Origin of the sequence: Aggregatilinea sp., assembly GCF_036822615.1 — a bacterium.
Taxonomy (GTDB): domain Bacteria; phylum Chloroflexota; class Anaerolineae; order Aggregatilineales; family Aggregatilineaceae; genus Aggregatilinea.
In genome coordinates this window covers 5,349-13,072 of record NZ_DAISHJ010000078.1, presented here as the reverse complement: position 1 = coordinate 13,072, position 7,724 = coordinate 5,349, and the positions used below count along the sequence as shown (strand labels likewise).

11 protein-coding genes are annotated in these 7,724 nt (G+C 64.3%); all 11 read left to right on the top strand.

The genetic code is table 11. The features are described 5' to 3' along the window. Positions 1-385 (top strand): Rho termination factor N-terminal domain-containing protein (locus V7116_RS17950; RefSeq protein WP_324393339.1); only part of this gene is annotated, 385 nt, incomplete at its 5' end. Continuing rightward, positions 382-807, top strand: coding sequence for a hypothetical protein (locus tag V7116_RS17945; RefSeq protein WP_324393338.1), 426 nt, complete (start codon positions 382-384; stop codon positions 805-807). The genes V7116_RS17950 and V7116_RS17945, both read left to right, overlap by 4 nt. Before the next feature lie 9 nt (positions 808-816). Continuing rightward, positions 817-1,329: a hypothetical protein gene (locus V7116_RS17940; RefSeq protein WP_324393337.1), complete on the top strand. Its 513-nt coding sequence runs from the start codon at positions 817-819 to the stop codon at positions 1,327-1,329. Further along, positions 1,326-1,844: a hypothetical protein gene (locus tag V7116_RS17935; protein WP_324393336.1), complete on the top strand. Its 519-nt coding sequence runs from the start codon at positions 1,326-1,328 to the stop codon at positions 1,842-1,844. Before V7116_RS17940 ends, V7116_RS17935 begins: the two co-directional genes overlap by 4 nt. A gap of 13 nt (positions 1,845-1,857) precedes the next feature. Then, positions 1,858-2,742, top strand: coding sequence for a hypothetical protein (locus V7116_RS17930; protein ID WP_324393335.1), 885 nt, complete (start codon positions 1,858-1,860; stop codon positions 2,740-2,742). A gap of 83 nt (positions 2,743-2,825) precedes the next feature. Next, positions 2,826-3,200, top strand: a complete 375-nt coding sequence (locus V7116_RS17925; protein WP_324393334.1) for a hypothetical protein — start codon at positions 2,826-2,828, stop codon at positions 3,198-3,200. Beyond that, positions 3,200-3,538 (top strand): hypothetical protein, encoded by a 339-nt coding sequence (locus V7116_RS17920; RefSeq protein ID WP_324393333.1) that lies wholly within the window; start codon positions 3,200-3,202, stop codon positions 3,536-3,538. Before V7116_RS17925 ends, V7116_RS17920 begins: the two co-directional genes overlap by 1 nt. Before the next feature lie 160 nt (positions 3,539-3,698). After that, positions 3,699-4,040, top strand: a complete 342-nt coding sequence (locus V7116_RS17915) for a hypothetical protein (RefSeq protein ID WP_324393332.1) — start codon at positions 3,699-3,701, stop codon at positions 4,038-4,040. A gap of 22 nt (positions 4,041-4,062) precedes the next feature. Beyond that, positions 4,063-6,654: a hypothetical protein gene (locus tag V7116_RS17910; protein ID WP_324393331.1), complete on the top strand. Its 2,592-nt coding sequence runs from the start codon at positions 4,063-4,065 to the stop codon at positions 6,652-6,654. After that, complete coding sequence (locus V7116_RS17905; RefSeq protein ID WP_324393330.1) at positions 6,654-7,085, top strand: hypothetical protein; 432 nt, start codon at positions 6,654-6,656, stop codon at positions 7,083-7,085. Before V7116_RS17910 ends, V7116_RS17905 begins: the two co-directional genes overlap by 1 nt. Continuing rightward, positions 7,082-7,724: hypothetical protein (locus tag V7116_RS17900; RefSeq protein ID WP_324393329.1), on the top strand; the 643-nt coding region annotated here is incomplete at its 3' end. The genes V7116_RS17905 and V7116_RS17900, both read left to right, overlap by 4 nt.

Below are 7,724 nucleotides of genomic sequence, written 5' to 3'. Positions count from 1 at the left end.
GGTCGAGGCCGCCGTGGCCGGTCCCGAGCACGGCGGCCTCGACGACCTCAGCCAGCCGGTGAAGGTCACCGACCCGGTCGAGGTGATCGACCTCGACGATATCACCCCCAACGCCTTCGATGACGAGGGCGAAGGCGAAGAGGACGAGCCGGTCGAGCAGAGCGAGTCTCTGCACGACATCCTGGACCTGACGCCCAACGCCTTCGATGATGAGGGTGAGGACAGTGAGATGGACTTCCAGTCGATGACGCTCGATGAGCTGAAAGACTGGGCGCAAGCCATCGACCTGCCGGGACGGTCGAGTATGAACAAGGGCGACCTGGTCGCCGCGCTGCAGGCCTGGGTGGAAGCCGAGCATCAGCGCCGTGAGGGTTCCGCAGGATGAGCTACGCCACCGTCGCGGACGTCCAGGCACGCCTCGACCCGGCGTCGGGGATCGGGTTCACCATCTCCGCCACGTCGCGGCCTAGCACCGACCAGGTGCAGAGCTTCATCGACCAGGTGGCCGGGGAGCTCGACAGCGCGCTGCGCAAGCAGGACTACACGACCCCGGCTACCGGCACGAGCGACGTGCTCATGCTCGGGCGCTACAACGCCGAGAAGGCCGCGGCGATGGCCTGGCACGCCCACGGTGGGAACTTCGACGACAGCCCGGCCAAGGTCAAGCGGTGGGAGAAGGACTACGAGGACTTCCTCAACCGCCTGCGCCAGGGCCAGCAGGGGCTCATCGACCAGGACCCCGGCGGGGACGACCAACCGTTCTTCGGCGTGGTTGGACCTGTCTCGCGTGACGACTACTTCAGCTGAGAGGGTGTGATGTTCGAGGCACAGGTGCTCACCCACACGCAAGCGATCGCCGACCTCCAGGATGGCATCCGCGCGCTGCCGGTGGTCTTCACCCGCTACGCGCGCCGTGAGGTGGCGCCGTTCGTGCGCAATGAAGTGACGCGCCGCCTGCGGGTCGAGCCCGGCCCGGTCGTGTACCCGATCCGCTGGACGTCCGAAAAACAGCGTCGCGCGTTCTTCGCGACCGATGGCTTCGGCCACGGCATCCCCTACCGGCGCTCGCACGAGCTCGTGCACGACTGGCACGTGATCGGCGACTACGCGGACGGCCTGGTCGGCTTCACCGTGACCAACGACAACCCGTCGTCGATCTACGTCTACGGCGACGACGAGGGCAATCACCGGCAAGCGTTCCACGCGACCACGGGCTGGCCCGACGCGCGCGAGGAGCTGCGGATCATCCGCGAGAACGCCGAGGCCTTCGTGACGGCGGGTATCAACACCATCACCGAGCAGGTGCTCACCGGGAGGATTCCGCTGTGACGACGGACCTGAAAGACCTCGCCCTGCCCGTGCTCGACCGGCTGCTGCTGTTGGAACAGATGGCCGTGCCCGAGGCGAAAGTGACCAAGCGCTGGGTGGACTTCTCGCTCACCCCGCCGTTCTGGTCGCACCGCTGGGGCGGCGTGTCAACCGACGAGCAGCTCTCGACGCTGACGACCTACCCGTTGCGCATCGTCGCGCGCCTGACCGTGGCCTACCACGGCGTCGTGACGGTCGAGGACGATGACGGCGACACACCGCAGGACAAGGCCTGGGTCTGGGCGCTGGACGCGCAGCAGGTCTTCCAGGCGCACAAAGACTTCAGCGCCGTGCAGGTGGTGACGATCGACGACGTCGAGGTCGAGCAGCGCCTCGGCCCACTGCCGGGCATCGTCGCGAGTGAAGTGCGCATCGTCTGCCCGGCAGGGCTGGAGTTCCGCCCCCACGTGCGCGCGGACACCTACTACCTTTCGTTCGACTGGGAGCTGACCGTGCCTCTCAGGGCGCGGCGGTAAGGAGACAAAGCAAATGACGGGTTACAACATCGCCGAGTTTTACGGCGGCGGCCTCGAAGCCCTGCTGTGGGGCGTCATGGATGGCGGCAAGTATGCCAACCAGGGCACGGCCATCACGAAAGGCGCGGACGGCGCGCACCTCCAGGCCTTCGCGGCGGCGGAATCGTTTCCCTTCGCGGTCACGGAGCCGGACGTTCAGGACGTGATCGGCAACGACAAGGCGCTCGGGCAAATCCAGTTCTCGCCCATCCAGCTGCCTCGCGGGCCGGTGGTCTTGCGCGGGTCGGACATGAACTTCGTCAACCAGGCCATGTCGCTCAAGACCCACGCGCAGAGCGGATTCAACTTCCAGGCAGTGCAGCCTGGAGATTACACCTACAAGCAAATCATGTACATGACTGTCAGCCAGAGCGACAGCCTGGAACAGGACGACAACAGCAGCGGATATTCCGGCATCCTGGTGCCCTGGACGCAGTCCTTCTGGCGCGACCGGGAAAACTACAGCGCGAGAGAGACCGGTCAGTTCCAGATCTCGATGGCGGCGAAGATGTCGTCGATGTATCCCTGGACCACCGCGTTCTCAAAGGCGGTGCTCGGCACGCGCACGGCGGCAGGCCTGGCCTACTGGTCCAAGCACAAGCCGATGCTGTACCACTTCATCGGCGACGGCTCGGTGTACGAGTTCAACCTCGACCCGGACTATCCGGTCGCGGAGAACGTCGCGCTCAACTTCCTGTGCATCGTGGACGGCACGGCCTACACCTGGACGGATGGCACGCCGACCGGCTCGCAGTTCGCCATCGATGACGCCGATCCGACCGCCCAGGTGCTCGTGTTCCCGTCGGCAGCGCAGCCGGCGGACGAAAAAGACATCTACCTGCTCTGCGGCCACGTGTAGGTCGGGGGGCGAGACATCGCGGGGCGCGGTAGTGCGCCCCTAACTGTGAGGACACAGGAATGCCGAAAACGACCACTTTCGAGGTGGACAAGGCTCAATTCAAGTTCTCAGACTCGCTCTGGAACGAACTGAAGGCCGCCCGTATGAAGGGGCGCTTTGTCGATGACACGCTGCCGGATGCGTCCATCGCCTCCGACTTCTGCTACATCTGCGCCCACCTGGAGACCGCACGTTTCGCCGGGACGGACAAGAAGTGGAAGCCGGTCGATGACACGGCCTCACTGTCTGAGTTCCGGATCTGCTACTCACAGTTCTTCGAGTGGCTGACCGACGTCGGCGGCATGGGTAAGTTCTACGAGTTCGTGCGGGTGATCAACGACCTCAAGGCGCCGCTGGCGACCCCGGTCGAGAAACCTGCCGAGGCGCTGACCGAGGAAGAAGCCGCCGACCCAAACTGATGGCCGCGCGCGACGCCTGGCAGCGCGGTCTCATGGAAGAGATCGGGCGTCACGCGCGCATCCGTTTCGGACTGGAAGAACCAGAACCGCCCCCGGCCATCCAGTTCTCGGGCTTCTGGGGCGGCACCGAAGGGTTGGAGGCGGTCCGCGAGTACTACGACAAGGGCACGCTCCCCTTCGCGGGCGGCTGGTTCGACCAGCCCGCCTGGTTTCGCCGGGACTATCGGGCCTACAACGTGGTCCGGTATGGGGCCGACTACGCCGCCGAGCGCGAAAAGAAGCGGCGTGACGAGGCCAAACGTCCGAACGGGGTCTATCGGGTCCCGGCCAGGACGTAACCATCTGTCACATTTGTGACAGATGGACGGGTGACTGGTCCAAATGGACCAGTCGAGAGCTGAGTTTCCCCGCCAGGCGGGTGATGCTAGGATGAAGCATCGCCGGTCTGAGGGCCACAGGTGGTAACTGGTCACCACGTGGCTGATGGGGGTACGAGGCATGCAACAACGAGATTGGGGACAGGCAAGTGTAGGGCTGGTGGCGATCGTCCTGTTGGTGATTGCACTAGTCGCCGCCTATTTCATACGCGATCACAAAAACAAAGAGGCTGACGCTTTCAGCCGAGAGCTTCATTACCAGCTTCAGATTGATGAAATCTGCCGGTGGCAAGAATTCGAGCAAAAGCAGTGCGAATCCCTGCACACATACTTGCGCGAGACACATCACGATGAGATGGCCTACTGCATCGATCGCTACGGAGATGACGGCCTGGATGGCTTGCGAAACATCGTGGTATGCCTTGGGGAGCGGGGAGTTCCTATTTTTATACAGCGCGAATGAAACGGAAGTGAGATAGGGAGCCATGCCGGAGCAGGTCAACGAACAGATCATCCGCATCAAGCTCGACAAACAGTCTGCTGCGCAGATTAACCAGGCCATTGCGGAACACACCGCCGGCCTGAAGCAAGAGGCGGCGCAGTGGACCAAGCTCGAGCAAACTGCCCGGCAAGCAGCAGAGACGTTCCGTAAATACGGTAACGAGCGCCGCGCGCTAGAACGCGAGCAGTTTGCCAACGAGGCCGCGCGCGAAGCGAAGAATCTGCTCGACGTCGCGGATTCTTTCGACGAAGTTACCAGGGCGGCCAACGAGGCGGCCAGCGCGCAAGGTAAAGCCCTCTCAGTTCCCACTATTAACACCAATCAGGCGGCCCAGCAGCGTGCCGCCTCGGTTGATTCCTACCAGATGCGCCCCAGTGCTCTCCCGGAGCTTCTATCCAGCACGGTTGGGTACGAGGTGGCCCGCCCCCTCTACGCGATCCAGGACTTAAGTGACGTCCTCGAAGGCGTCTCCAAGTCGGCGCCGTCCGCTGTGTTACAAATGGGATTGTTGGGCGGTGGAGCGGCGGCACTTGGGGTCGGCCTTGGCCTACTTAAGGACCAGTTCGATGCCAACAAGCAAGCCGCCGAGAATTACCGAAACGAACTTGCCAAGCAGTTCGACTTGGACGAGCAGAGGCGACTTTTTCTAGCAAATGCAACCAGCGAGGATGTGCAGGCGCAGATTGACGCGGAGGCCGAGAAGAAGAAAGCTGCCGAACAAAACCTCGCTATCTACGAGCAACAGAGTCAGAAAGTTCAGAACCTCATCAATCAATATGGCCAGTACGAGGAGGTGGCCCTTAACGCGAATGTCCTAAATCCTGACGAGGCCGCGCTGGTTGCCGAAGCTCAGCAAAAAATGCAGGACCTCTTCGCAACTCCTATCACGATCACAACGCCACAAGCAGGCAAGCTGGAAATAAAGAGCATCAATGACGCGGAAGGAGCCCTGGCGCAGTTAGGCGAAGCGGCAGCTGGTGCCCAAAAGGATTTTGATGCCGCCGCTGAGGCTGAGCAGTTTTGGCGCGACAATATCACCGACAGCACGGTAGTCAACAACGATCGCGCCCTTGATGACGCCCACTGGACGAAGGTCACCACGGACAACGCCAAGCTGCGCATGCAGACCGAGCTCACGGCCAACGAGCGGATCATGTCCTGGTCGAGCGAGCAGGCCGCGGCGCGGGTGCAGGCGGCGGAGACGGAAAAGAGCCTGCTGGCGACCTACCTGGACGGCCTGTACCGCCGCAAGGCTGCCGGGGAAGACGTGGACGCCGAGATCGCGCAGGCGGAGGCGCAGTTCAAGTCCCTGACGCTGGAAATCCGCGAACTGACCGATGCCGTGATTCCGGCGGTCAAGGCCAGCGAGGAGGCTACCCGGCGGCAGAAGGAATTCGCCGACGCGACGGACGCGATGCGCAAGGCGTCGCAGGAAGCGGCCCAGCTCGAAAAGCAGCGCACGGCCATTCTGGCGAAGTATGCGCAGGCCACAGGGGACGTCACCTTCGACCGCGCTCGGGCGGACGAGCGTGAGCTCGAAGACGTACTGCGGACCTCGCTGCGCAACGCGGCCAAGCACTTCCAGGACCTGACCAAGCTCGACCAGACCTTCCGCGACAAGCAGGCCGAGCTGGCGGAAAAGGCCACCGAGGACCAGACGGAGGCGGATGACGCGCGCCGCAAAGCGGAATCTGACTATTTCAAGGATTCCACGAAGGCCACGAAGGACCACCTCAAACGCATCGACGAAATTTACGCGGACGCCTCCGACAGCCTGGAAGACGCCATCGCCAGCCGCAACGTGACGGCGGCCATCGACGCGGTCGAAAACGGCCAGAAGGCGCTCCAGAAGGAGCAGGACCGCTACGACGAAGAGCAGCGCCAGCGTGACCAGGCCTTCCAGGAGCTCAAGGCCGACCTGAAAATCGAAAACGACGAGAAGGCCGCGCAGCGCCAGAAGGACCTCGACGACCTGCGTAAGAATTACGAGCAGCAGCGCGCCGAGCGCATCGCCGCCTACAACGATCAGCGGCAGCAGGAAGCGGAGGATCGCACGATCCGGCTGCGACGTCTCGAACAGGACCGCGACCGCGAGGACGAACTGCGTGAGCGGGCTCTGAACGAAAATCTCGACGCGATTGACAAAACCAAAGAAGCCGGGCTGGCCATGTTCGGCGAATGGCGGCGCGCGGCAGCGCGGCTGACGATCAAGCCCTACCTCGAAGAGGCGCCCAAGCGCGCCGAGCAGCGCTACCAGATTAGCAACATCGACCGCTATTTCGCGTCCGGCATCACGTCTGGCACGGTGCCGCCCGGCGCCATCGTCGGCGTCGGCGAGCAGGGCTTCGAGGCCGCGCAGTTCGGTCGCGACGGCCAGTGGCGGATTTTCAACGACCGCCAGATGCACATGCTGTCGGGCGGCGGCGACACGCTGCAGATCGCCTCGGGCGCGGTGGTCATCGAGGCCGGAGCGGGCGACCCGGCGGCGATCCTGGCCGCGGTCGAGCAGGGCATCGGGCGCGCCGCCTACGACGGCTGGCGGGCCGCGAAGGCCCGGAGAGGAGCGAGGCGCTGATGCCCCCCACTGATTACTTCAAGATCGCTCCCGGACATGACAACACCGACCCGGCGGACCTGCTCGGGCTGCCGCAGATCGACGCGGCCCTGTGGGACGACGAGGTGTTTTACACCCCGCTGGCGGACTGGGCCGACGAGGAGGGCATAGAGCTGGACCTGCTGCGCGTGCCCAAACAGGTCGGCTTCCCGAACCTGCTCGTGCGTCCGGGCCTGATGACGGTCGAGCAGTACGAGGCCCTGATCACTCACCTGGGCGGCGCGTTCGTGGACGTCACGGTCTACTGCTGGAGCACGACCGAAAACCGCTGGCTGTACGCCAACGGGCGCAGCGACCTGACCCGCCCGAACGACAAGGGTCGCTGGGCGGGCTACAAGTGGGCCGACTTCGCCTGGCCGATCACCGACCTGGAGGAGTTCACGCCCGCATGACGACCCTGACCCCGACCGAAGTCACCACCCTGCGGCAGCGCCCGCAGAAGGTGGACCGCTACCTCTGCGTGTGGTCGCGCCAGGTGGTCTACACGGCCACGGTGAGCGGCTACGCGCTCGACCCGCTGACGCGCGGCATCTACGCCATGACGATGACGGACGCCACCGGCACGGCGGGCGACGTGCAGCCGGGCATGACGGTCGCCGTGGGCACGACGCCCGGCGCGGCGGACGTCGGGCGGGTCCGGGTGCGCGAGACCATCCTCGCGGGCAATTTGCTCCGGATCGCCGAAACCGGCTATGGGGATCTGCCCGTCGAGGCGGGGCACTACATTACGGTCATCGACGAGCTGCGCCTGTGGCAAAAATTACCGCTGCTGCGCGGTGGCTCGTCGGTCAACGGGGTGATCACCTCCTTCACCGAGTACAAGGACTACAACATCGTTTTCGACGACCAGACGGGCAGCGGCTCGCCGCCGGTGGCCAACGCGGACTACAAGCCCGCCGGCTGGTGCGAGCCCGGGCAGACCTACCGGCTCGTGACGCTCGACGCAGCGAGATCGTGGGTGACGGCCTACGGCATCGCGTCGTCGCTGACCGTGACCTGGACCCTACCCAGCGGGGTGACGTTCGAGAGCG

Coding starts and splice junctions, on each gene's coding strand:
- V7116_RS17940 (WP_324393337.1), top strand. CDS start 817: ATGTTCGAGGCACAGGTGCTCACCCACACGCAAGCGATCGCCGACCTC.
- V7116_RS17905 (WP_324393330.1), top strand. CDS start 6,654: ATGCCCCCCACTGATTACTTCAAGATCGCTCCCGGACATGACAACACC.
- V7116_RS17945 (WP_324393338.1), top strand. CDS start 382: ATGAGCTACGCCACCGTCGCGGACGTCCAGGCACGCCTCGACCCGGCG.
- V7116_RS17920 (WP_324393333.1), top strand. CDS start 3,200: ATGGCCGCGCGCGACGCCTGGCAGCGCGGTCTCATGGAAGAGATCGGG.
- V7116_RS17930 (WP_324393335.1), top strand. CDS start 1,858: ATGACGGGTTACAACATCGCCGAGTTTTACGGCGGCGGCCTCGAAGCC.
- V7116_RS17910 (WP_324393331.1), top strand. CDS start 4,063: ATGCCGGAGCAGGTCAACGAACAGATCATCCGCATCAAGCTCGACAAA.
- V7116_RS17915 (WP_324393332.1), top strand. CDS start 3,699: ATGCAACAACGAGATTGGGGACAGGCAAGTGTAGGGCTGGTGGCGATC.